Genomic DNA, 24,265 nt, shown 5'->3' on the forward strand with positions numbered 1-24,265 from the left:
TATGCTTTTGCAGATAATTAAGTGTCTTAGGGCAAGACGCGCCAATGAGGAGCTGCTGATCGTGTTACCAAAAAATGTCGATTTCGAAACGGTCGGACTGTACGACCTTGAGGCCATGGGAAGCGCGGAACGCGATGCCCTGCCCTTCGGCATCGTGGGCTTCGGCGTAGACACGATAGTGCAGGTCTATAATGCGACTGAGGCCCGTATGTCAGGGCTGGATCCGGCCACGGTAATCGGCGTTCCGTTCTTTGACGCGGTCGCACAGTGCATGAACAATTTTATGGTGGCCCAGCGGTTCGAAGACGAACCGGAACTCGATGACGTTTTCCCCTATGTCCTGACGCTTCGCATGCGGCCGACCAAGGTGCGCTTGCGACTGCTCGCGACCGCGCAAACGCCGCGCCGCTACGTGCTCATCCAACGCTGAAGGCTAACCGAATGACCGATACGTCGGGCGAGGAGGAACTCCTCGAATTTCTATATGCCTGTCCGATCGGCTTGATCGAATGCGACGCGACCGGCGAGATTGGCTTGATGAACCCGAACGCCATGCAGCACTTGCTGCCGCTGGCGGGGCCACGTGACGTAAGCAACTTCTTCTCCGCGCTCGAACAGCATGCGCCGGAACTGCGAAGCATGGCGGGAGCCTTTGCGCTGCCTACGGGACGTATCTGTGATGGCCACCGCGTCTTCGTCGACCTGGGACCGGGCAGGAGCGGTGCCACGCCAAAGGTCCTCGCCTGTACTCTGATCAAGCTCGGCGCTGACCGGTTCATGGCAACGCTCACCGATATTAGCCATCAGGTTGTCCAGGAAAACCGCCTGCGACAGGCCGACACCTGGTTCGCCACCCTACTCGACGGCGTCAATGGCTATGCTGCGCTCACGATTACACCAGATGGTCAGATCGCAGCAGCTGATACCCACTTTGCCCGGCAGACGGGGTATGAGCCAACCGACGTGACAGGGCACAACCTTGCCGACGTCCTCAGCACCGATTTGCCTGGCGGCGATCTCCGGCTGGATGAGCAGCTTGCGATCGCCGTTCGCGAGGGATGGCATCTCCAAGAAGGGTGGCAGCAACGCGCTGATGGCGAGCGCTATTGGTGCCAGCGTCTCGTCGTTGCGCGCTCGGCCCGCGACAACGCCGTCCTACCTCGGTTTTCCGTCATTTTACGCGATGTACCGCGTCGCGAAGCCGCCACGGAGGATGTGCGGCGTCTCTTGACATGTGACCATCTGACCGGCGCTGCAAACCGACGCCATTTCAGTCAAGCCATGACGCGTGAGCAGGAAAGCTGGCGCGAACTCCGCCAGTCGCTATCCCTCATCGTGCTCGATCTCGATCACTTCAAGGCGGTGAACGATACGCACGGCCATCCGGTCGGCGATACCCTTCTATGCCGGGTGACCGAGGCGTGCAGCACACTCCTGCCACCACGCGGCATCTTTGCGCGTTTGGGGGGCGAGGAATTTGGGGTTCTGCTGCCGCGCTACGATCGTGATCAAGCCATGGAGCTTGCTGAGCGACTTCGCGAAGCGATTGCCGATGTCGTCATCGAAGCTCCATCGGGCACTCTGCGGGTAACGGCCAGCTTGGGCTGTGCGACCCTCGACGAGACCGAAGGATCGATCGAAGCGCTCATCGCGTTGGCTGACAAACGTCTTTATTCGGCAAAGCGTGCCGGACGGAACCGGGTCTTCGCAGTCGAGACCAAGGCCGCGTGACGAGATCAGGGATTGGGCGGTCCGCAGTGTACCGGATCGCCTGCGCCGTCACGGCCATAGAAGTACAGCGCCTGCGGGATGGATCCTTGTTTTCGATGCTATCAGGTGAATGGCCTGAAGACATGCTCATTGGCGACGAAGGCTTGGGGCTGGACTCGCTCGAACAGCTTGGGGCGCTTGGCGCTCTGGCCGAAACCTTCGGGCTTGATGACACCTCGTTGGCCGCACAAGCCCCGCAAAAGGTCAGTGACTGGATTGACTGGACCATGGCGGGATACGAGGCGGGGGGCTGTACGATAACCGTCAAGACCTCCGGTTCGACCGGAGCCGCGCGACCATGTGTTCATGCTCTCGGCACGCTGCTCAACGAAGCCGCATATCTGGCAAACCGCTTTGCCGACCGGAAGCGGGTAATCGCGATGGTACCCGCCAACCACCTCTATGGAATGATCTGGACTGCGTTCCTGCCGAGTGCGCTCGGCGTCCCTGTCGTCGTGCGACCGCTTGGCACCACCCTTGAACTCGTGGCGGGCGATCTCGTCGTGGCGGTACCGGACCAGTGGCAAGCCATATCACGGATGACGCGGCGCTTCCCGAACGACGTCGTCGGCGTAAGCTCGGCAGGCGTGCTCGATGATCTCGTTGCAAAGGAACTCCTCTCGGCGGGGCTCAGCCGCCTGATCGACGTATACGGCTCCTCCGAAACCGGCGCTATCGCGCTCCGACAGGTGCCCGATGCGATGTATGAACTACTGCCTCGCTGGAACCTGGTACCGCGAAGTGATCACGACTGGGATCTCTCGGACGGCGGTGGCTCGCTTACGGAAATGCCGGACCTTATAGAACGGGCCGGAGAGCGATGGCTGCGACCCGTCGGCCGGCGCGACGGTGCAGTGAAGGTTGCCGGACTGAATGTATGGCCGAACCATGTAGCCGAGGTTCTGCGGCGCGCCGACGGCGTAGCCGACGTTACGGTCCGACTGCACGCGAACGGCCGTTTGAAGGCGTTTGTCGTTCCCGAAGCAGGGCTAGAAGCAAGCGATCTGGCTTTTCACCTCGATCGTTTCGCAGTGCAGAATCTAAAAGATCATGAACGCCCCAAAAGCTTTCGCTTCGGAACCGTTCTACCCCGTAACGCGATGGGCAAACTAGAAGACTGGGCATGATGCATTCACCAATCACGTCGGCTGACAAAGCTTCAGCGGTGCCTTTCAAAACGACAGCCGCCTGCCAAGGCTGCAAGACAAGTACGCCGCTGAAGATGGCGATCACGATGGCGTTCCAGCCGATCGTGGATATCACGACCGGCTCGGTGTTTGCCTATGAAGCCCTGGTCCGCGGCACGGATGGTCAGTCGGCCGGCGAAGTCCTGTCGAGCGTGGATTCCGACATGATCTACAAGTTCGATCAAGCGTGTCGGGTAAAGGCGATCGAGCTCGCTGGCCGCTTGTTCGTTCACGACGGAGACGCGAAACTGTCGATCAACTTCATGCCGAACGCAGTGTACGAACCCGACGCGTGCATCAGGGCATCGCTTGCGGCCGCGCGACGCGTGGGGTTTGATCCGGGCCGTCTGATGTTCGAGTTTACCGAGGACGAGCGCATGCTGGATGTGGCGCACGTTCGGCATATCATCGAGGCCTATCGTGCACGCGGCTTTACTACAGCGATCGACGATTTCGGCGCGGGCTATGCGGGCTTGGGTCTGCTCGCGGATCTGCACCCGGATATGCTCAAGCTTGATATGGCGCTGATCCGCGGGATCGATGGATCGGCTTCACGCCGTACCATCGTTGCGGGTGTCCTGCAGATCGCCCAGGCTCTGGGGGTTGAGTGCATCGCTGAAGGAATCGAGACCACAGAGGAATTGCAAACCTTGAAAGAGGTCGGCGTTCGATTGTGCCAAGGATATCTACTCGGACGGCCGGCGGTGGATGCATTACCGGAGGTGGTGCTAGGTGTTTAGTCCCGGCATCTGGTGGATCGGATCGCCTCATCGGGCTCCCAATCGCTGCGCTAACTACTGCTCGTAGTGCTCACGCTTTGGACTGCGGCAAGCTGCATTGCTGGTGGGCATTCCAGCTGCGCTGATCGTCTCGCTCGCAGCCAAGTTGCGGCGACGCTTCCGGCATTAAAAAACGGCAGCTTACTGGCGCACTCAAACCGGCATGTTATGTCCGACTTTGGGCGAACTTGCCCCGCCTGAGACTTTCCGGCCAGACCCATATTCGGTCGTTCAGCGGCTGCAAAGCGGTTCCCAGCTTCGGTCATTCGTTCAGGCTGGTAACCCGAGGCCCAACTTCGGCGATGGGCTGCGGACCCAACCAGTGTCGCAAGGCGGCGCCTGTGGATATTAGCGTATCGACAGTTAGACTGGTCGCGCTGGAAGCCGCTATGTCGCAGCGCAAACGGGCAAGCCGCCGACGGCGCCTAGCGGCCACTAAAGCGTTGTGGACGGACGTTGCGGCACCGGCGCGCCGGCCGCGGCGAGGCGCAGGCAGGGCGCCGGTCCGCCTTCAAACGACCGGGTTCGCGTGCGTTCGTCGTGCCCGATCGCGTTCTAAGACCTGTCAGGCATTCGAACCGACCATGAACCTTGCCCGTTTGCAAAGGTTGAACTGAGGAGTTTGAATTTTTTTGGAGTGGCTATGAGCCTGTCAGCGTCATCGGCGAATGCCCCGGCATGCCTTATTGTCCTAGCATTTTCGCTTGGCGCATGTGGCAAGATCGAGGAGAACAAGCCGGCCGAGACGGCACAGACGCGAGCCGAAGCCCGAAGACACAAGGCGGCCTGCGCGTCGAGTACAGCCTATGATCGCATGAAGCGCGTCATCTTCGATCAAGCGCGGGAGCAGAGCAACCACCGCAACAACCTCGACACGCTCGAGGCATTCTCCTTCATCAGGATGGAAAAGCCGGTCGTGGAAGGCTGGGATCCGGCGCTCGACGTGACGCGCTGCAAAGGACGCATTATCCTCGACGTTCCGCCGGGCTCCGAACAGGCGCTTGGAGGCGACCGCCGCCTGGCGGCGGACATCGCCTACACGGCTCAGGACGCGGCCGATGCCAGCGGTTTAGTTTATGCCCTCACGGGCGCAGCGCCGATTGTGGGCAAACTCGCCGCATTCAGCCTATCCGATGCGACATACCGTCCGCTGCCCGCGGTCGATACTGAGGTCTCGGATGCGGAGCCGCCAAGCCCGGAGGCGCTACCGACGGAGATCGCTGATCGAACTTCGGCCTCCCAGATCGAGGGTTCAAGCGCAGACAACCTTGCGGCACGAGCCCCTTATTCCTCGGTTGCGAAGACATCAGAAGCACCTGCGAGCGCCTCTCGACCCGACACGGTCGTTGGATCATCGGGTGAAGCGACGGTGCGGACCTTCTACAACGCCCTCGGTACCGGGAGCGGCGACGTGGCTTCTGCGCAGGTGATACCGCAGAAGAGGTCGAGCCGCGCCTACTCGGCCGACGCGATCTCGCGCTTCTACGGCCGGTTGCGGGACCCCTTGCGGCTGACCAGCATCAGCCCCCTTCAGAGTGGCGCCTACCGGGTAACGTATCGCTACGCTGCGCCGGGATTGCGCTGCAACGGCAGCGCCATTGTCCGCCTCACCTCGGAAGGAACCCGACCTCTCATCAGGTCAATCGATGCTACGAACGGCTGCTAGGATGATTGATCGCCAAGACCCGCCTTCAGTCGGAAGGTGCTATCAGCAAAGTCGACACCCAACGGTGAAAGGCTCGGGTATTGACATGTATAGGCTACAAACAGGGGAACCCGTAAAACCATTCCCCTGTTAATTCACAATGGCTGCGTCCTCTCTCTATAAGCTTCTGCGTTCAGCAATCGCTGGGCTCGAACGAGATGTCGACACGATCCAGACCGTCTTCGACATAGGCGAAGAACACGGCCGCAAGGTGCGGCTCCTCGCATATGCCGGGTATCGCAATGCGACGACCGTGCGCCTGAAGGGCAGGATCGTCCGTTACGGAAAGCCGCTCCACGCAGGTGACAACATGCTCGTGCGGCTTCGTGCGATGCTGGCGATTTACAACAGCCAAGAGCTCCCCGGCGTGACCGTCCACGTAGAGGGCTATGGGCAATCGCAGGACATAGTCACCGACGAAGAGGGATATTTCGACATCGAATTGATGATCGATCAGCCGTTACCCGAGACAACGCGGTGGGAGACGGTAACGCTGTCAGTCCCTGACGGCGACGTTCCGGACACACAGGTACCAGTGATCGCGCCGGGGAACGATCAGAATTGGGGGATCATATCAGATATCGACGACACCGTGATTGAAACCGGCGCCACCAATTTCCTAAGGAACTGGCGGCGCGTGCTCATCGAACGACCGGAGGACAGGTTGGCGGTTCCGGGTGCTGCCTCTCTCTACCAGATGATTGCGCTAGACCATATCGCGCCCGCGAGACCGTTCTTCTACGTCTCGTCCTCGCCGTGGAATCTCTACGGATTCATTGCCGAGTTCCTGGAAAACAATTCCATTCCGCATGGTCCGATGTTCCTGAAGGATTACGGCATCGATGCTGATAAACTGATCGATAGCGGACACGATGTGCACAAGCTTCAAGCCATCAGATCGATACTAGCCTTCTACCCCCAGCTTCGTTTCCTACTGATCGGCGATAATGGCCAGCGCGACGTGGCTATCTATACACAGGTGGTCAGGGAGTTCGGTCGTCGCGTAGCAGCGGTCTTCATCCGAGATGTCGACGGTTCCTGTCGCGAGGGTACGGGCGGCACCTTGCTTGCCGAAATTGACGCATGTGGCGTACCAACATTCTGCGGGGCCGGGTTTGAAAATGCGCTGGCGGTGGTGACCTCGCTTGGTCTCGACCGGCCGCGCGAGGCTGCCGGAGCCTTAGTTCCGCCGGCCTGGCCGTAAGCTATCGTGTCTAGCGACCCTAGGTCGTCGTTACTACGTCACGGCCTAACGGGAACTGCCCTGCTCGACTGCTTTGTGCATGCTGCCAAAGCGACTTGCGAACGAACCGTCTACCCTACAACGGACGATCAAAAGTGATGCGCCAGAACGCCGTTTCCGCACCCTCCACGCCGAAATCGTTGTCATTCACCAGCAGTAGTTGGTTCGCCGCCAGCAGAACCATGCCCTCCAAGTCCGCTGAAATTTCCGGATGATCGTCGGTATCCAGTATCAGCGACTTGGTCAGCGTCGGTAGCGGGAACGGTTCGGAAGACGCGCTCAGTTCTTCGAGCGTTGGACGGTGTGCGATGTCGAGGTGTTCCGCTCCGAGCACCTGTGTTGTATCGACCGTACAACGATAGACTTTCGTCGTCTCGGATCCGCGCTCCAACACCAATAGGTCGCCGCCTGGTAGCCACACAAGCTCGCTGACCTTGATGTCGCTGCGATCGAATTTCCCTTTGGCTGTGTCGCGGTGGAAGGCGCCTTCTAGCTCAAGCGGATAGGCGTATTGAGCAACCACACGACCTGTCGGTAACGACACCCGCCACAGCCGCACGTGGCGCCCATGCCTGTGCGCCGCCTCGTCGGGATGCGCCAGTGGACTTTGGAACGCGAGGATCAGGCAGCTTTCGTCCGGCGACACCGCCAGGGCCTCGAAACCGCGATTAAGCTGACGCCGTGCCGCTAGTATCGGCAGGCCTCGTGCATCTGCCCCGGTCGGATCGGAAGAGCCCGGCAGCAGGCGCAACACCATGTGCCCGTCGATATCGAAGCGCACCAGTGCCGGACCGAATTCGTCCCCGACCCAGAAGCTGCCGTCGGACATCGCGACGAGCCCTTCGGTGTCCATACCCTGCGGATCGGGGGCAAGCGGCGCTCCGAACAAATCGAAGACCGGTTCGGACAGCAGCGCATCGCTGCCGGGGTGCGCAAGGCCGCTGATCGGCATTCCATCTTCGGTCGTCAGCCGCAGCTCGCGCACCAATTCAACCTCGTCTCCCACAATCCGAAACTGTGCGATTGCCGGGCCAATGTCCGGCCGTGGCATGACCTTTGCCCCGGCAACGTTGCGCAAGGGCTCCAGATGCACCAGTCCGTAACGCTTGATGGCGGCAGCAACCTTCAGGTTGGGTCCCCGATCGCCGATCGCCCAGAAGGTGTCGGCGGGATCCGACGGTCGTCGGGCAAGTCCCGAGCCGAACCCACTTCGCAAGGTAAGTTTGCCTGTGGGCACCGGCACATCGGCGATCACCGGATCGGTCCAGACCATCCGCTCCACTGTCGTGACCTTCATCGCCCTACTCCCTTTTTGGTCATCTATTCGCCGCAGCAGACGCACCAAGCCCTAGGCGGGTTTCTGCCGGAACAGCGATCCTCCGTTTACGGGTATCGCTAATTTCAGGCCTTTGCTCCGATCCGGAGCTTGACTTTATAAGGCGTCAGCAGAGCTAATTTTGGCGAAACGCAAGCTCGTATGCGAATAGGCCTGGCAAGCCGCCTGTCATGACGAACAACACGGGCTCCTCATTGGGCCATGCGCCTTCTCGGATAGCAGCGATGAGGCCAGCAAAAGCCTTCCCACCATAGACCGGATCGAGCAGCAGCCCTTCAGACCGGGCAACCAGTTTCACTGCTTCGAACATCGCGTCGGTCGGCACGCCGTATCCCTCACCGAGCTGGCCGTCCGTGACGACGATGTCGCCTTCTACAAACGCACTGGCTGGATCGATGAGCGCCAGGGTTCGCACGGCAAGGTCGATGGTGACTGCTCGCGCCTTCTTGATAGGGGCAAGGACGGTGAAAGATTCGATCCGGCCGGGCTCGTCTCCAGCCGCCTTCAGCCCCGCAGCTAAGCCTGCATGTGTGCCAGAGCTACCGTTCGGCAAGATGATCCGGCCAAAGCGAAGCCCTAGGTCCTTCTCCTGCGCGATTATCTCCTCTGCACACACAGCGTAGCCGAGGCAGCCGAGTGGCGAAGAGCCGCCAGAACCGACGACATAGGCGCGGCGCCCCTTGGCGGACAATTGCTCGGCGCGCTCCTGAGCGACCGCCAAAGCATCAACATCAGCTGGTCTTCGATGGCAAATTGCGCCGAACAGATCGTCGAGCAGCACGTTGCCGTTGCGCCGGTAGGCTTCGTCATCGCGCGCGACGGTATCGGTCAGAACCAGCTCGCAAGAGAGCCCCGCGCGCGCTGATGCCGCCGCGCTCAGTCGGGCATGGTTCGATTGCCGTGCGCCTGTGGTGATGAACGTATCACAGCCCTGGTTCAGTGCCTCGCCGATCAGGAACTCCAGTTTCCTGAGCTTGTTGCCGCCCCCACCGATGCCCATCAGATCGTCGCGCTTAACGTAGATCGGAGGGCAGCCCTCGTAGCCGAGCTTTTGCTCCAGCCGGCTTAGACGCTCGATCGGCGTGCACCCCTCTACCAGATCAAATCGAGGAAGTTTTCCAAGGTGACTATGCATTGATCGTTCCGGTCCAGCGGCAGCTATCTCTCGTGACAGCTTCGGGCAACCTCGTCACGCTCAAGAACTCATAAGCGGTCATTCCCGCAGTTGCGCATTAGGGCTAGTTTGAAGGTGGCGATGAGACCCTGACACCTGCGACGACCCAGTTCCGGACGTTCGAGAGGCCATCGCAGTCTCCCAACTTCCGCCACTTGTTCATCTCGTTAGACGGCAGCTTTCCGCGACGGGATCAGCTGTCTGCACGTCCTGAAAAAGGGAGAGATGGGGTCTGGCCACACTTGGGAAGACAGCAGCAAAAGCAGACGTTCCGGGGTCAAGCCACGCCCGCTGCCATCGGCCTCTCGTCTTGCCGAAGCGTCAGAACCTCAACCCCATCCTTAGTAACCGCAACCGTATGCTCGAATTGGGCCGACAGCTTTTGATCGTTGGTCACGACCGTCCACCCGTCTTCCTGAGTAGAGACCTTCCGGGTGCCTTGGTTGACCATCGGTTCGATCGTGAAAACCATGCCTTCGCGCAGCCGCACCCCCGTTCCCGGACGCCCGAAATTCATGACTTGCGGCTCCTCGTGCATCTCGCGACCGATGCCGTGCCCGCAAAATTCGCGCACGACCGAGTAGCCATGCTTTTTGGCGTGACGCTCGATTGCAAAGCCGATGTCGCCAGTATGAGCGCCGGGTCGAACCTGGCCGATGCCCTTCCACATTGCTTCCTGCGCAACGCGTACCAGCCGCTTCGCAGCGGGCGGCGCGTCGCCAACCATATACGTCTTGCTCGAGTCCGCGATGAAGCCGTTCTTCTCCAGTGTGATGTCGAGATTGATGATGTCCCCGTCGCGAACGATCTCGTCGTCCTTCGGCACGCCGTGGCAAACGACATGATTGATCGAACAGTTCAGGACGAACTTGAAGCCGTACTGCCCTTTGCTCGCAGGGCGTGCCGCGAGCTCAACGGTGATGAAGTCCTCGACTAAAACGTTGATCTGCAGCGTCGACATTCCGTCCAGGTCCTGCCCGTCGAGCATCTCGAAGACCGAGGCTAGCAGTTTGCCGGAGACGCGCATGAGCGCAAGTTCGTCAGAGGTCTTCACCATGTCAGGCAGCTTCCGCTTCGATCAGGTGAACATGAACGGTGGCCAACTGTGCCTTGACGAGTTCGTTAAACGACAGGGTCGGGTTCGTTTCGGCAAGCATACCGATCTTCATCCAGAACTCAGCCTGCGCATTGATGGAGCGGCACATCACGGCGCTGGCCTTGCGAGCTTCTTCGTGTAGCGCGCCGTCAATCTTCACAATGCCCATAACCGCTCCTTCACACCGATCATACGAAGCATATACGTATCGTATGCTGCATGGTCAATTGGGCGTGATGAACGAACGACTGAGTTAGGGCTGCGGTTGGCTGGAAAAGATGACAAGTTCTGGGGACGTGCCCGTGCTCCACGGCTTCCGGCCAGACCCAGAGCACGAAGCCGCTGCGCGGCAGTGGTGGTGGCGGTTGAGGTAGCGCAGCGGCGCTGAGGTTTGGTTCTGCGGCAGCGGCGGGAGACGATGGAGTTCCTTCAACGAGAGGAACTCCATCATGGCGACTCTACCGACCGAAGCACCCGTTACCCCGCTTCGTCAGCGAATGCTCGACGACATGGCGATGCGCTCAATGCGGTCGCGTACCCAGACACGACTATGTTCGCCACGTTCGCGCCTTCGCGGCTTTCTTGGCGACGCTCGCCGGAGACCGCGACCGCCGAGGACGTACGACGTTTCCAGCTTCACCAGCGCGAGCACGGTGTCGGGGAATCCGTCATCGGCGCCACGGTATCGGCGTTGCGCTTCTTGTTCGGCGTGACGCTCGACCGGCCCGACCTGTCGCGCAAGCTGGTTCTGGCGCCTCGTCCCCGCAGGCTGCCCGACGTGCTGAGCGTCGAGGAGGTAGCGCGGCTGCTCGAGGCGGCACCGGGCATCAAGTACCGAGCAGCGCTGGGGGTCGCGTACGGCGCCGGATTGCGGGTGTCGGAGGTCGCACACCTCAAGGCCGACGACATCGACAGCAAGCGCATGCTGATCCGCATCGAGGAGGGCAAGGGCCGCAAGGACCGTAACGCGATGCTGTCGCCGCAACTGCTTGAACTGCTCCGGCTCTGGTGGCGCGAGGGCAAGCGGCGCAGCGTCCTGTTGCCGCACGGCTGGCTGTTTCCGGGGCGCAGCTACACCGATCCGATCTCGACCCGGCAACTCCACCGCGCCGTTCATGAGGCTGCTGACGCAGCCGGGATCCGCAAGCGTGTCAGCCCGCACACCCTGCGGCACAGTTTTGCCACCCACCTGCTCGAGCAGGACGTCGACATCCGCGTCATCCAGGTGCTGCTCGGGCACAGTAAGCTCGAAACGACCGCGCTCTATACCAAGGTCGCCACCCGCACGATCCATGCGGTGACGGGGCCACTCGACCGGTTGATGGCGCTGATGGAGGGCAAGCCACCCGCCGGGTGAGCGCGCGATGCGCACCTCGCTCGAGGTCGCCGACATCTTCCGTGCTGCCGGTCCTGCATACCGGACTGCCCACGCCGGGCATCTGAGCCTCGACCAGCTCAAGGTCATGTCGGCTGTCGAACATTGCCGCACCGCTGCGCTCGGCGGCCACACCGAGGCATGCACCGACTGCGGACACTGGCGGGTCGCCTATAACTCCTGTCGCAACCGGCATTGTCCCCGGTGCCAGGGGGCGGCCGCGCGCGCATGGCTTGCCGAGCGCGAGGCCGACCTGCTGCCGGTCGGTTATTTCCACGTCGTGTTCACGCTGCCGGCCCAGGTCGCCGACATCGCGTACCAGAACAAGGCTGCAGTCTACGGCCTGCTGTTCCAGGCGGCGTCCGACACGATGACGACCATCGCCGCTGACCCTAAGCATCTCGGCGCCCGCATCGGCATCACCGCGGTCCTTCATACCTGGGGGTCGGCGATGACCCACCACCCGCACATCCACATGATCGTACCCGGCGGCGGGCTGTCCCCGGACGGCAACCGCTGGGTGTCGTCACGCCCCGCGTTCCTGCTGCCGGTGCGTGTGCTCGGCAAGCTGTTCCGCCGCCTGTTCCTGACCCGGCTGATGGCGCTGTACGAGGCGGGACGGCTCGGCTTCTTCGGCAATCTTGCGGCACTCGCCGACCGCCGCGCCTTCCTGCGACACCTGTCCCCGGTCCGCAAAAAGACCTGTGTCGTCTATGCCAAACCGCCGTTCGCGGGACCGCAGGCGGTGCTCGCCTATCTGTCGCGCTACACCCACCGGGTCGCCATCTCGAAAAGCCGCCTCGTCCGCTTCGACGAGACCGGGGTGACATTACGCTACAAGAATTACCGCAACGATGTCGCCGACCGGCAGCAGCTGATGACGCTGGCCGCTGACGAGTTCATCCGGCGCCTCCTGATCCACGTTCTCCCGAAGGGCTTCCACCGCATCCGCCATTACGGCCTGCTCGCTGGCGCCACCCGCAAGGCTCACCTCGAACACGCCCGCCAACTGCTCGGTGTTGTCCCGCCCGTGGCCGATGTCGCGCCGGTCGAACCCGACGATGCCCGCCCGCCGTGCCCATGCTGTGGCGGACGCATGCTCATCATCGAGACCTTCGAACGCTGGCGCCAGCCCCGCGCACCGCCGCATGCCACCGACCCGACCGGGACCACCGCGCCATGACCCGGCATGGTTCACCTGCATTCCGCCGCGCAGCCTGTGCGCTTCCGGCCATAATGACGCTCGCGTCGACGATGCCGCTCCGCGTGCCGACCAACATCTCACGCCTTCGTCGAAGCCAGAATCCAAGCCAAACCCAGCGCCAGACGGCCTTCTTCCAGCCCACAGATGCCCGCCCGGGCAGCTGTTGCACGCGCCTCAAACCAGGGCGAAAACCGAAAACCCCATAGGCCAGCATCCGCGGCCCGCGGCTTCCTGCTTTGGAGGATATCGTACACCTGCCGGTGCCCGATTTCCTTTACACTATCGGACACTCACGCCCCTCCCCTCGCTTCCCAACTTCGGACGCTGGTTCATCTTTGCGAATGACCGATTTCGAAGGGCGGCTATCCGCTTGCGAATTCCGTGAAGGGAGAGGAAAGCGGCCATCCGCTTTTGGTGCTTCGATCGAATAAGCTGACGTCTAAAGGGACCCTTGTTCTTCCAATCTAGCCGACGTCTCAGTCTCGCGCCGCATGAATGTCCAATCGATAAGGGCTTCAATAGACGGCCCAAGTGCCAGACCGATTTCGCTCAGCGCGTATTCGACCCTGGGAGGAACCTGAGGATAGATCGTCCGGGTGAAGATCCCATCCTTCTCCAATTCTTTTAGCTGTTGGATCAGCATTTTCTGGTTCACGCCTTCGACACGTCGTTCTAGCTCGGAGAAGCGCAAAGGCGCCCGTGCGGCAAACAATTGGAAGATGATCACCATCTTCCACTTTCCCTCGAGGACGCGGAGGGCCTCGCTCGTTGCCGCAGCCCAGACAAGCTGCTGCTGTGGGTCCTCGCATTGCCAGTCACGCTGCATAGGTCACTTACCTTTTGGTGGGTAACCCACCTTTCGGTGGGTTCTTGTCACTTCTGGTACCTGACCATAATTTCCGGTGCGAAGCAATGATCGCAGAGGAACGACACATGAAGATTGGCATTCTTGGGACAGGGCATATCGGCAAGACACTCGTCACTAGGCTGAGCGAGGCGGGCCATGAGGTAAAAGTGGCCAACTCGCGCGGGCCCGAGACGATCGATCCCGAGCTCCTGTCAGCCGGCGCCCGCGCCGTGACAACGGAGGACGCGCTGACCGACGTTGAAGTCGTCATCCTTTCAATACCTCTTAACCGCATAGCCGGAATTGCACCGCTGGTGGCACGCCTGCCTGACGAGACGGTTGTGATCGACACCTCCAACTATTACCCGTTCCGGGACTCCAAGATCCAGGCAATCGAAGACGGACAGGTCGAAAGCCTGTGGGTGGCCGAGCAACTTGGCCGTCTGATCGCAAAGGCATGGAATGCGATCGGCTCCGCGTCGCTCGCGAAGAAGTACAAGCCAGCAGGGACACCGGACCGGATCGCCATTCCCGTTGCAGCCGATCGGGAGCGCGATCGGCAGGTTACGATGGAATTGGTAAGCGATACCGGCCTGGACGCCTTCGATGCCGGCTCGCTTTCGGCCTCTTGGCGTCAGCAGGCCGGCGCCCCGGTCTATTGCACCGACCTGACCCTCGCCGAGATTCCTGCGGCTCTCGACGCTGCGGAGAAGGACAGGCTCCCCAAACGCCGGGACCTGGCGGTCGCGGTGATGCAGGAGCGATTGGGTGACGGCACTACGAACCCTGACGAGGACTGGGGCGTTCGCCTCGTGCGCGCCATCAATATGTAAACGCCGCCCGAACCGCTCCATTCCGATAGCCATCTATCTACCAGAGGATCAGACCATGACCCGCGTTGTACGCTTTCACGAATACGGCTCCGCAGACGTGCTGCGCATCGATAACATCGAGGTTCCTGCACCTGAAGCCGATGAGGTGCAGATCGCAGTCAGAGCGATCGGGTTGAACCGCGCAGAGGTAATGTTCCGCAACGGCGCGTACCTGCAAGAAGCGGAGTTCCCCTCACGGCTTGGCTACGAAGCCGCAGGCATGGTCAAGACCGCCGGCAGCGCCGTGTCGGGCTTCGCGGAGGGCGACGCCGTTAGCATCATCCCGACGCTCGATATGTCGCGCTGGTCTACCTACGGCGAGATCATCAACATCCCGGCGCGCTACGTCGTCAAGCATCCTACCGCCCTCTCGTTTGAGAAGGCAGCCGCCTCCTGGATGCAGTATGTCACCGCCTGGGGTGCGCTGATCGATCAGGCGAAGGTCACCGCAAAAGACTTCGTCATTGTGTCAGCCGCATCGAGTAGCGTCGGCATCGCAGCGATCCAGGTGGCTCGCAGCGTCGGCGCGACGGTGATTGCGACCACCCGCACGAACGCCAAGGCGCAGGCGCTGACTGATGCCGGCGCTCATCATGTGATCGCCACCGCCGACGGCGACCTTGCAGAACGTGTGAAGGAGATCACCAACGGAAAGGGTGCCCGCGTTGTATTCGATCCGATCGGCGGTCCTGCCATCGCCCAATTTGCCGAGGTCATGGCTGTGGGCGGCATTCTGCTGGAATATGGTGCCCTAAGCCCAGACGACGGTCCGTTCCCGCAGTTCGCCGTGCTGGGCAAGAGCCTGACGATCAAGGGCTATCTCTACACAGAGATCGTCGGTGATGACGGTGCGCTTGCGCGAGCCAAGGCCTTCATCATCGAAGGTCTGGAAAGCGGCAAGCTAGACCCGCTGGTGTCGCGAACATTCCCGTTCGACCAGATTCAGGAAGCGACCCGCTTCCTCGAGTCCAACGAGCAGATCGGCAAGATCGTCGTGACTGTCTGATCCGCTATCGGGAGGGCCCCTCAGGGCGCTCCCGATATGAACTGGGCGTGGCAGCCTAGCAAATACAACTGGACCGCCGCGTTCGAGCTGAACGAACGGCAGCTTCTGGCTTTATGTATTCGCTCATCGAACGACGGTTTAAGGGCGAACGCACCCCGCCTTCCGACTTCCGGCCAGACCCAGAAAGCGACATTCAGAGTTCCGTCGCCACCTCCCGGAATCAGCCGCTCGTTCAGCTTCAGGGTTTTGACCATCTGACTGGCGGCGATAACCCAGGCAAGCTACGAGCCAAACATGCGGCTTTGCTGCAACACGCAATGAGCTGAGTTCAGGGCCAGTTTTGCCGGTGCCTCAGAGGCCTTTTGCTAACAAGCCGCGTCGTCGAAAACAACATCTGCCGTAAGCTCTGTCGAAGCGTTAAACCGTTGCGGCCTTTCCAGTGAGCACGAAGGAAGCTCCGCCTGCAAAGGCGTCGGAGAGCAATACCTTAAACGCCGTGATGTGCGCATGATCCGCGATAGTCTGAAAACTTAGATTGAAAATTTGCACGGCGGCCTGTGTGGCTACGACGCCTCAAGCATTGATCGACTCAGGCTCACCGTAGCCTTGGCATGCAAGCGGCGTGGCTGTGCCGTCCAACAAAAGAAATAGTTAGCGCTTGTTAGGGTATCGGCGCTAGCGCGTCATCGGGGCAGATTGGCAGTGGGGGCCGCGAGAGTGGCATCGAAGTCTGAAAGTATATGGCGTGGATTGCTGCTCTTCGTTCTAAGCTTAGTGCCGCAGCCGGCGTCGGCGGTAGGTATCGACTTGCGTCAAGCAGCCTGCACCACGACACTTGCCGACCTTGCTACGAATGCGGCGGTGGCAGCTGCTAGCTACCGTTGCGGCAAAGACGCGCCGAGCGACGGCGGCGATTGGCTTTGGCTGCGCCTAGACGCTTCCCGCTTGCACAATCTTCCGCCTGATTGGAAGCTGTTGGTCGATCAGACCCGGTTCGACCGGATCGCGGTAGTTGTTACCAGCGCAAGTGGCGCAGTGCGTCAAACCAGTATGCACTCCGAGTTGAAGGACCACTGGGCGCCCGGTGGCCTACTGAGATTTACGATTGAGACGCCCGGTCGCGACGTTCACGGTCTTTACCTTGGGTTCCGCCACCCCGACGACCTCTCGCTCATGCGGAAGATCGTCGCGACACCCAACTCGGCAACACCCGCCGAGGAAGTGACGTGGTTGCTGCTCATGGGAGTCTTCGCCGGAACGCTGCTGTCGGCACTGCTCTACAATGCGGTTATTCATACGGGGCAACGCCACGCTTTTCAACGTTGGTACCTCCTTTGGGTCGCCGTAGCCCTCGCTTATGGCCTGACGTGGACGAACGTTGCCGCGTTCGTGGTCCCGGGTCTGGTCGGCCCCTTGGTAGTTCGGCTAGACTTCGTGCTAGTTGGACTGATGGTCGCAGCCGGCAACATGTTCTTCTTTGCCGTGATCGAAGTAGGCATCCTGCCGCGGCCCTTGGTGACCGCTGGCCGTCTGCTTTCAAGTGCGGGAGCCGTGCTGGGGTTGATGGCCGCGGCGGACAGGTGGCTGCCTGTCGTCCTGACCGATCGCCTGCTCAATTATGTGATTGCGGCCACAGCCGTGATTATAGCGGTATCCTGCTGGATTGCTATTCGGCGCGGCAGCCGCGTAGTTTGGTTCTACATGATCGGCTGGGGACCGGTGATCTGCGTGTTTCTGGCCCGGCTCGCACGCAACCTTGGATTCTTACCGCAGAGCGATGCCGTGGACATGGCGACGTTCGCTGCGCTCGCCTTCGAGGCGCTAATATTGTCGCTTGCCATCGCAGACCGGTTTCACCTGATGCGAGGCGATCTCGAACGCGCGCACCGACGTCGCGAGATTGCCATTACAGAGGCGGAAACGCTGCGGATTGCCGCAGAGACCGATTTCCTGACGGGGCTTGGCAACCGCGCCGCCTTTCAGGCAAACGCGCACGAATTTGTTTCCAGCGGCACACCATTCAGTCTGTTTCTAATCGACGTGGACTTTCTTAAGGCCGCTAACGACCATTTGGGGCATGCCGGCGGTGACGCCTTGCTTCGTTGTGTGGCGTCGGCGCTTTCAATTACCGTCGGGCGAATTCACGGCTCTCACGTCGCCAGGGTCGGCGGCGACGAGTTTGCAATTCTATGCCCAGGCGATCTGTCTTTGGAAAGAGCGCTCGCTAATGCCATCGGTGCCCTGCAGGGCCAGACCTGGCACCATGCGGACCAGAGTTGTGCGATTTCGCTCAGTGTCGGCTCTGCACGTTTTCCGGACGACAGCAAAGCGGTGGATATGCTGTTTCAGAACGCCGATCTCGGACTTTACACCGCAAAGCGCCTCGGCCGGGCGCGATACTGTCGCTACGATCCACTGCACCGTGCGTTACGCGATCTCCAAACCGGCTACGCGCTCGATGCGGAAGCCGCTCTCGAGCGAGGTGAGTTCCGGCTGTACATGCAGCCGATCGTGTCGCTCACGACTGAAGCCGTTTGTGGCCATGAAGCGCTGCTGCGTTGGAACCATCCTGAACATGGCCTCATGACGCCGGATCGGTTTGCGGATGTGCTCGTGGCGGAGAGGATCGGACTGCGTATCCAGGAGCATGTTCTGGAACTTGCGCTGCGCCAGTTGCGCGACCACGGCGATCAGATCGGGGTGCTTAGTGTCAATTTTACCTCGGCCCAGCTGGCCGGACCGCGCGCAGGCAAGCGGGTGCTCGACCGGTTGGCCCACTACGGGGTCTCCGCAGCGTCTCTTTGTGTCGAGGTCACAGAAGGAGTAATGCTTGATCGGGCAGCAGATAGCATCATTGCGAACCTGCAGATGCTGCATGACGCTGGAGTATGTATCGCCCTCGACGACTTCGGAACGGGATATGCCTCTCTCGTACATCTTCGCCGAGTGTCGGTGGACCGCATCAAGATCGATCATTCCTTCGTATCCGGCATGGATCAACCCGACGGGGGAACGATGGCTATCGTGACCGCCATCATTGGTTTGGGCCGCGGCCTCGGGAAAGAGGTCGTTGCTGAAGGAATTGAGACCGAGGCACAGGCATTGTGCCTACGGCAGCTAGGTTGTCAGCTTGGTCAAGGGTTTCTCTACGGACGCCCCGCTGCGCAACTTCGGGAGACGGTACCGCAGATGGCCCATAAGGCTGCGGGTTTGCCAACTGAGTACCAAGCTCTAGTTTTGGCTCTCCCGCGCTGAGGTGAAAGCTTAGTGGCCGGAGAGACCCACAAACGGACGTTCGAGCTCCCTTCCCTGCCTCCCAATTGCAGCCATTCGTTAATCTGGTTGAACGGCAGCTAAGTAGGCCCAAATCAGGGACCGGCGCAGCGGGTCAGGATAGCAGACAGTGCGCTTTCAAAGAGGGAGGTGCCGATAGGCGACGCTCCGCACGGCCTATGTTCTGCCGGCAGCTAAGCCGCCGCTTCTAGCTCCCGTAAGCTGCGGCCGCGCGTCTCTCTACCTGAGCGTCCGATCAGTACCGCTGACAGCGTCATTGGTATGATCAGCGCAACTGCCGCGCCCCCCATCGTCGGGATCAGCCCAGCGAAGGCTCCTAGCTGGACAGCAACGCCACCAAATTTGCTACTGCCCGCGATAAGCCCGGTGGCACGTCCACGGACGCGCAATGCGTAGTTTTCGGCTGCGTAGGGAAGCAGCACGGCGATCAATCCGTTTGTGCCAACCACCAGCAGCGCGATCACAGCGATCAGCAGTGGTGGCCAAGCCAGCGTAGGCGCCGGCAGTAGGGCTCCAGCAAGCCCGGCAAGTGTGAGAAGCACAGTGCCGATCAGGGTGCGCTTGCTGCTCCACCGGCTGTAAAGGAAGGCCGCGATCATGATCGTGGGCAGGGCAACGAGTGCTGAGCTGGCGATGATGCCGCTCGCAATCTCAGCACTAAAGCCTCGATCCTGGAGATCGGAAGGCAGCCATAGCAGCAAGCCGAAGTTGACGAAGCTCCAAGACAGGGCCGTGATCACCAGGGCGATGGTCAACTCGCGGTGGTGAGCCGCTGCGCTGCCAGCGTCCGCTGGCGCTGCTTGTGGAGCACGCCTGACGATGCCGAACTTGCGAGCCATGTCAGCCAGCTCCGCGTCCATGCCACGTTCCATCAGAAAGCGCGGGGATTCCGGAATCCACCTTGCCATCGCAAGCAGCAACAAACCGGTGGGAAAGCCCTGCAGCCACAAGCTACGCCAGCCGAACAGAGGCTCGAACAGATGCGCGGCACCGCTAGCTGCCAGGTAGCCGCCGACCAGTCCCGTACCGCCAACCAGCACAAGGACCCAACTTCTGTGCCGCGGAGGCATGATCTCAGCCAACAGCGTGTAGACGACAGGCAGCATGCCGCCAGCCGAGCACCCCATCAGAAAGCACATGACCAGGTTCCAGCTGTAGGAAGGCATAGCTCCGCAGATGGAGGTCGAGACGAACAGGATCGTGGACAACAGGATCGACACACGCCGACCGTAAACGTCCGCAAGCCACCCCCACAGGAAGGAGCCGACCGTGGTTCCGGTTAGGGCAACGAACGGCAGCAGAGCAACGGTAGACTTTGCAAGACCGTACTCCCCACGCATACCGGGAAGCACAAAGCCAAGCGTTGCTGGCTTCATAGTGTCGATGATGAGCCCGAGGGTAAGCACCAGCAGAACGGCAGCATGCGAGCGCGTCAGAGGGGTATCATCGGGCGCTTCATATGCGACGCCAACGCCTGCACTGTGATCAGGCCGTTTCTTGGGTAAAGCGCCAAAGATAGCTGCCGGCACGCCGACGCCGATCAGCGCCATGCCCAGGTACATCCATCCGTCCATCGGCATACCCGACAGGTGATTGCCCATCGTATGGGCCATCGCGAGCATCGGTAGGTGAAGTGCAACCCCAACGCTGATCGCCGCACAGCCTGCCCAGAAGAGCGGCCAGCGCTCTCCGACAACCGAGTTTCCGCGGCTTCTTCTGCCGTTCGCCATCCATTCACCCCCACCAGTAGCGATGGCATACGCCGCACGGTTCGCCTGCTGCAAGCCGAGCACCCGCTGCCGGGGCACTGATCCGGCTGATGGCCTGCCGAATGGCGGCTTTCGAGCGCACGGATCGCCAAACCTGAGCGTCCGGCTCACGGTGCAATTGCCGGACCCTTCGACTTACGAGACCCATAACCGGACGTTCAGCCTGCCCTTACCGCTTCCGAAGTTCGGACATTCGCCCAGGTCAGAAGCTCAACGTTGTCTAAGGGTCAGCGAGACTGATCGCACCGGAACGCCGGCACGTATGCAAACAGGCTGGGCAAGCCGCCGGTCATGACGAACAACACCGGTTCCTCATTGCATCACGAATTGTTTCGGATGGCTGTGATGAGACCTGCAAAAGCCTTTTCGCTATAGCCCGGATCGAGCACGCAGCCCTTCCGACCGGGCAACCAGCTACACTACCTAGAACATTGCGCTGGACGCTGCTGTCTACACAACGGCGATCACAGACGTCGGTACCAGCGCCGCCAAGCAAGCGGTCATTTCGACAATTCCACGCCCTGACTCTCGCCTAGTGCCACCCATCTCAACAACGGCGATCCCGATCGCTGCGGCTCGGGGCCATCATCCAAAGGAAGCTGGCGGTCTTGAAGCGGAATAACGTCGCGGGCGACCAACCTACCGGAACGCCGGGGCGTGCTGAAGCAGACGCGCGGCCTTGAACTTGGGTAATAATAATATTCCGTTGCCATGCTTGGTAATATGATTTATCCATAACCTACAATCGAAAGGTGCTCAGAGCATCACGGGGAGAGGAAAATTGGACACCAAGGCTCGCCTGACGTCTTTTGTGATCGGCGTCAGCGCCATTGCACTGTGTCAACCGGTGGATGCGCAAGCTCAGGTCAACGCACCTGCACCTGCACCCACACAAGCCCAAACCGAAGTCAATTCGCCCGCTGTCGCTACCTTGCCTGTCGACGGGACGGAGAGGACGCCGGTCGAAGACATCATCGTCACTGGCAGCCGCATTCCACGATCAACATTCCAGACGCCCACCCCAATCACGACCTTCACGGAGAAGCAACTCGAGCAGAAAGCGGCGACCAACGTGGTCGATCTCCTGCGCGACGTGCCGGCTCTACGTCCCAACCGTAACAACGGCAGCGGTCGCAACCTCGGTCTCGCGACGTTCAACATGCGCGCTCTCGGCTCCACCCGCACGCTGTTGCTGATCGACGGGCAACGCGTGCTCGACAGCAGCCCGATCGCGAACGGGTTCGACATAAACATCATCCCTGCGCCGCTCGTGTCGCAGTTGGATATCGTGACGTCGGGCGCCTCGTCGGTCTATGGGTCGGATGCGATCACCGGCGTCGTCAACGTCGTCCTCAACGACAAGATCGTCGGTGGCAAGATCGACGGCCAGTTTAACATCTCGACCTATGGCGACCTTCCGCAATATTCGCTGAGCGGCCTCTATGGCGGCAAGTTCGATGACGGCCGGGGCCATTTCGTGGTCGCCGCCTCCTATTTCGAGCAGCCCGACATCGTCTATCAGGGTGCCCGCCCCTGGGGTCGCCGCGGCGTGACGTTCATACCCAACGCCGCCTATACCCCGACAAACGGCGAATTCCGCCAGCTGATCGTGCCGGACGTCCGCTATTCGCAGATGACCGCCGGCGGCGTCATCACCACGCCCGGCGCGCTGCGCAACATCCAGTTTGGCGAGAACGGTGCGCAGAGCCTGTTCCGGCAGGGCACCAATGTCGGCACGGTCTGGATGCAGGGCGGCGACGGGCTGATGCCGCAGCCCGACTTCGCCCCGCTGCAGGTCGCGTCGCGGCAGTTCAGCGGTTTCAGCCGGCTGACCTATGACTTCCCCAACGACATGACCGCGCGCGTCGACGTGCTCGCCGCCAACACGCGCGCGCAGAGCACCGGCAACTACAACACGAACAACGCCGACATCACGATCCGGCGCGACAATGCGTTCCTGCCGACCAACATCCGCGACGCAATGATCGCGAACAATCTGACGACGATCCGAATGGGGCGCTACAATCCCGAACAGGGCCGGAACGAGAATTCGACCAGCAACACCTATTTCAGGATCGGCGCCGGACTGAGCGGGTCGTTCTCGGATACCTGGAAATGGGAGCTGGGCAACAGCTACACCTATGCGCGATCGCTGACGCTCGGCCGCAACAATCGCAACCAGGCAAAATGGGCCTTGGCGCTGGACTCGGTCATCGGACCCAACGGCCAGCCGGTATGCCGGTCCACGCTGACCAACCCGGGCAATGGCTGCGTCCCAGCCAACGTCTTCGGGATCGGCGCGGTGACCTCGGCGGTGAACAAGTATGTGCTCGGCACGTCGCGCCAGGATTCGCGTTCCGACAGCATCATCTTCAACGCCAACACTTCTGGGCAGCTCTTCAACACCTGGGCGGGGCCGGTGAAGGTCGCGGTCGGTGCGGAATATCGGCGCGACACGGTGGACAACAAATCCGACCCGATCTCCGACATCAACGGATGGCGGCAGGGCACGTTCGGCTCCTATTACGGCAGCCTCGAGGTCAACGAGGGTTACGGCGAAATCTCGATACCGCTGGCCCGCGACACCAGCTTCGCGCGCAGCCTCGACGTCGATTTCGCCGGTCGATACGTCGACTACAGCACGGTCGGATCCGCCACGGTGTGGAAGGCCGGGGTGAACTATGCGATCAACGACAGCATCCGCCTGCGCAGCACCTATTCCCGCGATTTCCGCGCGCCGAAGATCAACGATCTGTTTGCGCAGGCCAATATCCGCATCGGCACGGTGACCGATTATTTGACCAACCGAACCGCCAACGTCAATTTCCTGATCGGCGGCAATCCTAATCTGGGGCCGGAGACAGCGTACACCTTCACGGGCGGCATCGTCCTCCAGCCGTCGTTCATTCCCAACCTCCAGCTTTCGGCGGACTTCTACGATATCAACCTGCGCGATGCGATCGTCACGCCCGGCCAGCAGGAAGTCGTCGATCGGTGCGGTCGCGGCGAGGACATTTTCTGTACCGGCGTGATCCGCGATGCGTCGGGTGAAATCACGCAGGTCAACGCGAACTCGTTCAACGCGCAGCGGCTCAAGACCCGGGGGATCGATTTCGAGGCCAGCTACCGGTTCGACCTGTTCCAGGGTCAACTGACCACCCGTGCGCTGGCCACCTATGTCGATCGCCTGATCTCGACGACCGCCAGCGGCCAGGTCGATACGGCGGGACAGTTGCAGGGCGGTTTCGCGGTGCCGAAATGGCGCGGCTCGACCACCTTGTCCTACGACAAGGGGCCGCTCAACCTGCGCGTCCTGTTCAACTATATCGGCCCGGGCACCTTCGACAATAATTTCGGTCCGCTCGACCTGAACCGAAACCACTACCCCGCCTATGTCTATACCGACATCTCCGCCCAGTACGACATCACTAAGACCATCCAGGTCTTTGCCAAGGTCGAGAACCTGACCAACACTGCACCGCCCCTGCTGGCGGAGGCAAGCATCACCGTCGCACTGGCCACCCTGTCGCAATATCACGACCTGCGCGGTCGGGTATTTGGTCTTGGCGGACGCCTGCGGTTCTGAAACCGCGCAGCATCGATGAGGA

General features: G+C 61.0%; 17 protein-coding genes and 1 pseudogene. 12 read left to right on the top strand and 6 right to left on the bottom strand.

The annotated features are described in order from the left end of the window. Position 1 precedes the first annotated feature (1 nt). The 6 genes from FHY04_RS05965 (at position 2) to FHY04_RS05990 (ending at position 6,645) form a co-directional block, all read left to right on the top strand. Positions 2-430 carry a phosphonate transporter gene (locus FHY04_RS05965; protein WP_260171336.1) on the top strand — a complete coding sequence of 143 codons (429 nt, stop codon included), beginning with the start codon at positions 2-4 and terminating at the stop codon, positions 428-430. Positions 431-441: 11 nt separating this feature from the next. Next, complete coding sequence (locus tag FHY04_RS05970; protein WP_183935784.1) at positions 442-1,731, top strand: GGDEF domain-containing protein; 1,290 nt, start codon at positions 442-444, stop codon at positions 1,729-1,731. A 26-nt stretch (positions 1,732-1,757) separates the two neighbouring features. Further along, a complete protein-coding gene (locus FHY04_RS05975) occupies positions 1,758-2,897 on the top strand; it encodes a class I adenylate-forming enzyme family protein (protein ID WP_183935785.1) in 1,140 nt (379 codons plus the stop codon). 95 nt (positions 2,898-2,992) lie between these two features. Beyond that, positions 2,993-3,697: an EAL domain-containing protein gene (locus FHY04_RS05980; RefSeq protein ID WP_183935786.1), complete on the top strand. Its 705-nt coding sequence runs from the start codon at positions 2,993-2,995 to the stop codon at positions 3,695-3,697. A gap of 853 nt (positions 3,698-4,550) precedes the next feature. After that, positions 4,551-5,402: a hypothetical protein gene (locus tag FHY04_RS05985; protein WP_221211657.1), complete on the top strand. Its 852-nt coding sequence runs from the start codon at positions 4,551-4,553 to the stop codon at positions 5,400-5,402. Between the two features lie 139 nt (positions 5,403-5,541). After that, on the top strand, positions 5,542-6,645 hold the full coding sequence (locus FHY04_RS05990; RefSeq protein WP_183935788.1) for an App1 family protein: 1,104 nt from the start codon (positions 5,542-5,544) through the stop codon (positions 6,643-6,645). 115 nt (positions 6,646-6,760) lie between these two features. Here the strand turns inward: FHY04_RS05990 and FHY04_RS05995 are convergent, their stop codons facing one another. The 4 genes from FHY04_RS05995 to FHY04_RS06010 all read right to left on the bottom strand — a co-directional run bounded on the left by FHY04_RS05995 (position 6,761) and on the right by FHY04_RS06010 (position 10,459). After that, positions 6,761-7,981, bottom strand: a complete 1,221-nt coding sequence (locus tag FHY04_RS05995; protein ID WP_183935789.1) for an esterase-like activity of phytase family protein — start codon at positions 7,979-7,981, stop codon at positions 6,761-6,763. A gap of 154 nt (positions 7,982-8,135) precedes the next feature. After that, positions 8,136-9,155 (bottom strand): D-cysteine desulfhydrase family protein, encoded by a 1,020-nt coding sequence (locus FHY04_RS06000; protein ID WP_183935790.1) that lies wholly within the window; start codon positions 9,153-9,155, stop codon positions 8,136-8,138. A 316-nt stretch (positions 9,156-9,471) separates the two neighbouring features. Next, positions 9,472-10,251, bottom strand: a complete 780-nt coding sequence (gene map, locus FHY04_RS06005; RefSeq protein ID WP_183935791.1) for a type I methionyl aminopeptidase — start codon at positions 10,249-10,251, stop codon at positions 9,472-9,474. A 1-nt stretch (position 10,252) separates the two neighbouring features. Next, positions 10,253-10,459, bottom strand: coding sequence for a ParD-like family protein (locus FHY04_RS06010; RefSeq protein ID WP_183935792.1), 207 nt, complete (start codon positions 10,457-10,459; stop codon positions 10,253-10,255). Between the two features lie 280 nt (positions 10,460-10,739). Between FHY04_RS06010 and FHY04_RS06015 the strand changes: the two are divergent. Both FHY04_RS06015 and FHY04_RS06020 read left to right on the top strand, forming a co-directional pair. Then, a pseudogene (locus FHY04_RS06015) lies at positions 10,740-11,647 on the top strand (tyrosine-type recombinase/integrase). A gap of 7 nt (positions 11,648-11,654) precedes the next feature. After that, positions 11,655-12,848, top strand: a complete 1,194-nt coding sequence (locus tag FHY04_RS06020; protein WP_183935793.1) for an IS91 family transposase — start codon at positions 11,655-11,657, stop codon at positions 12,846-12,848. Positions 12,849-13,308: 460 nt separating this feature from the next. Here FHY04_RS06020 and FHY04_RS06025 read toward each other — a convergent pair whose 3' ends face one another. After that, positions 13,309-13,695: a helix-turn-helix domain-containing protein gene (locus FHY04_RS06025; protein WP_183935794.1), complete on the bottom strand. Its 387-nt coding sequence runs from the start codon at positions 13,693-13,695 to the stop codon at positions 13,309-13,311. Between the two features lie 86 nt (positions 13,696-13,781). On the opposite strand from FHY04_RS06025, the gene FHY04_RS06030 reads away from it, so the two are divergent. The 3 genes from FHY04_RS06030 to FHY04_RS06040 all read left to right on the top strand — a co-directional run bounded on the left by FHY04_RS06030 (position 13,782) and on the right by FHY04_RS06040 (position 18,849). Next, positions 13,782-14,549 carry an NADPH-dependent F420 reductase gene (locus tag FHY04_RS06030; protein WP_183935795.1) on the top strand — a complete coding sequence of 256 codons (768 nt, stop codon included), beginning with the start codon at positions 13,782-13,784 and terminating at the stop codon, positions 14,547-14,549. A gap of 55 nt (positions 14,550-14,604) precedes the next feature. Continuing rightward, positions 14,605-15,594: a zinc-dependent alcohol dehydrogenase family protein gene (locus FHY04_RS06035; RefSeq protein WP_183935796.1), complete on the top strand. Its 990-nt coding sequence runs from the start codon at positions 14,605-14,607 to the stop codon at positions 15,592-15,594. Between the two features lie 750 nt (positions 15,595-16,344). Further along, a complete protein-coding gene (locus tag FHY04_RS06040) occupies positions 16,345-18,849 on the top strand; it encodes a bifunctional diguanylate cyclase/phosphodiesterase (protein WP_183935797.1) in 2,505 nt (834 codons plus the stop codon). Between the two features lie 212 nt (positions 18,850-19,061). On the opposite strand, the gene FHY04_RS06045 is transcribed toward FHY04_RS06040, so the two are convergent. Continuing rightward, positions 19,062-20,510 (bottom strand): MFS transporter, encoded by a 1,449-nt coding sequence (locus FHY04_RS06045; RefSeq protein ID WP_260171337.1) that lies wholly within the window; start codon positions 20,508-20,510, stop codon positions 19,062-19,064. A gap of 1,078 nt (positions 20,511-21,588) precedes the next feature. Between FHY04_RS06045 and FHY04_RS06050 the strand changes: the two genes are divergently transcribed. Then, entirely contained in the window at positions 21,589-24,243 is a 2,655-nt protein-coding gene (locus tag FHY04_RS06050) for a TonB-dependent siderophore receptor (RefSeq protein ID WP_056678402.1), read from the top strand. Positions 24,244-24,265: the final 22 nt, after the last annotated feature.

The sequence above is a fragment of the Sphingomonas sp. BK481 genome (assembly GCF_014194875.1).
Classification (GTDB): Bacteria; Pseudomonadota; Alphaproteobacteria; order Sphingomonadales; family Sphingomonadaceae; genus Sphingomonas; species Sphingomonas aerolata.

Excerpts from the sequence above, each read along its gene's own strand:
- FHY04_RS05965 (WP_260171336.1), top strand. The coding sequence starts at position 2 with ATGCTTTTGCAGATAATTAAGTGTCTTAGGGCAAGACGCGCCAATGAG.
- FHY04_RS05970 (WP_183935784.1), top strand. The coding sequence starts at position 442 with ATGACCGATACGTCGGGCGAGGAGGAACTCCTCGAATTTCTATATGCC.
- FHY04_RS05980 (WP_183935786.1), top strand. The coding sequence starts at position 2,993 with ATGGCGATCACGATGGCGTTCCAGCCGATCGTGGATATCACGACCGGC.
- FHY04_RS05985 (WP_221211657.1), top strand. The coding sequence starts at position 4,551 with ATGAAGCGCGTCATCTTCGATCAAGCGCGGGAGCAGAGCAACCACCGC.
- FHY04_RS05990 (WP_183935788.1), top strand. The coding sequence starts at position 5,542 with ATGGCTGCGTCCTCTCTCTATAAGCTTCTGCGTTCAGCAATCGCTGGG.
- FHY04_RS05995 (WP_183935789.1), bottom strand. The coding sequence starts at position 7,981 with ATGAAGGTCACGACAGTGGAGCGGATGGTCTGGACCGATCCGGTGATC.
- FHY04_RS06000 (WP_183935790.1), bottom strand. The coding sequence starts at position 9,155 with ATGCATAGTCACCTTGGAAAACTTCCTCGATTTGATCTGGTAGAGGGG.
- map (WP_183935791.1), bottom strand. The coding sequence starts at position 10,251 with ATGGTGAAGACCTCTGACGAACTTGCGCTCATGCGCGTCTCCGGCAAA.
- FHY04_RS06010 (WP_183935792.1), bottom strand. The coding sequence starts at position 10,459 with ATGGGCATTGTGAAGATTGACGGCGCGCTACACGAAGAAGCTCGCAAG.
- FHY04_RS06020 (WP_183935793.1), top strand. The coding sequence starts at position 11,655 with ATGCGCACCTCGCTCGAGGTCGCCGACATCTTCCGTGCTGCCGGTCCT.
- FHY04_RS06025 (WP_183935794.1), bottom strand. The coding sequence starts at position 13,695 with ATGCAGCGTGACTGGCAATGCGAGGACCCACAGCAGCAGCTTGTCTGG.
- FHY04_RS06030 (WP_183935795.1), top strand. The coding sequence starts at position 13,782 with ATGATCGCAGAGGAACGACACATGAAGATTGGCATTCTTGGGACAGGG.
- FHY04_RS06035 (WP_183935796.1), top strand. The coding sequence starts at position 14,605 with ATGACCCGCGTTGTACGCTTTCACGAATACGGCTCCGCAGACGTGCTG.
- FHY04_RS06045 (WP_260171337.1), bottom strand. The coding sequence starts at position 20,510 with ATGCTCGCGATGGCCCATACGATGGGCAATCACCTGTCGGGTATGCCG.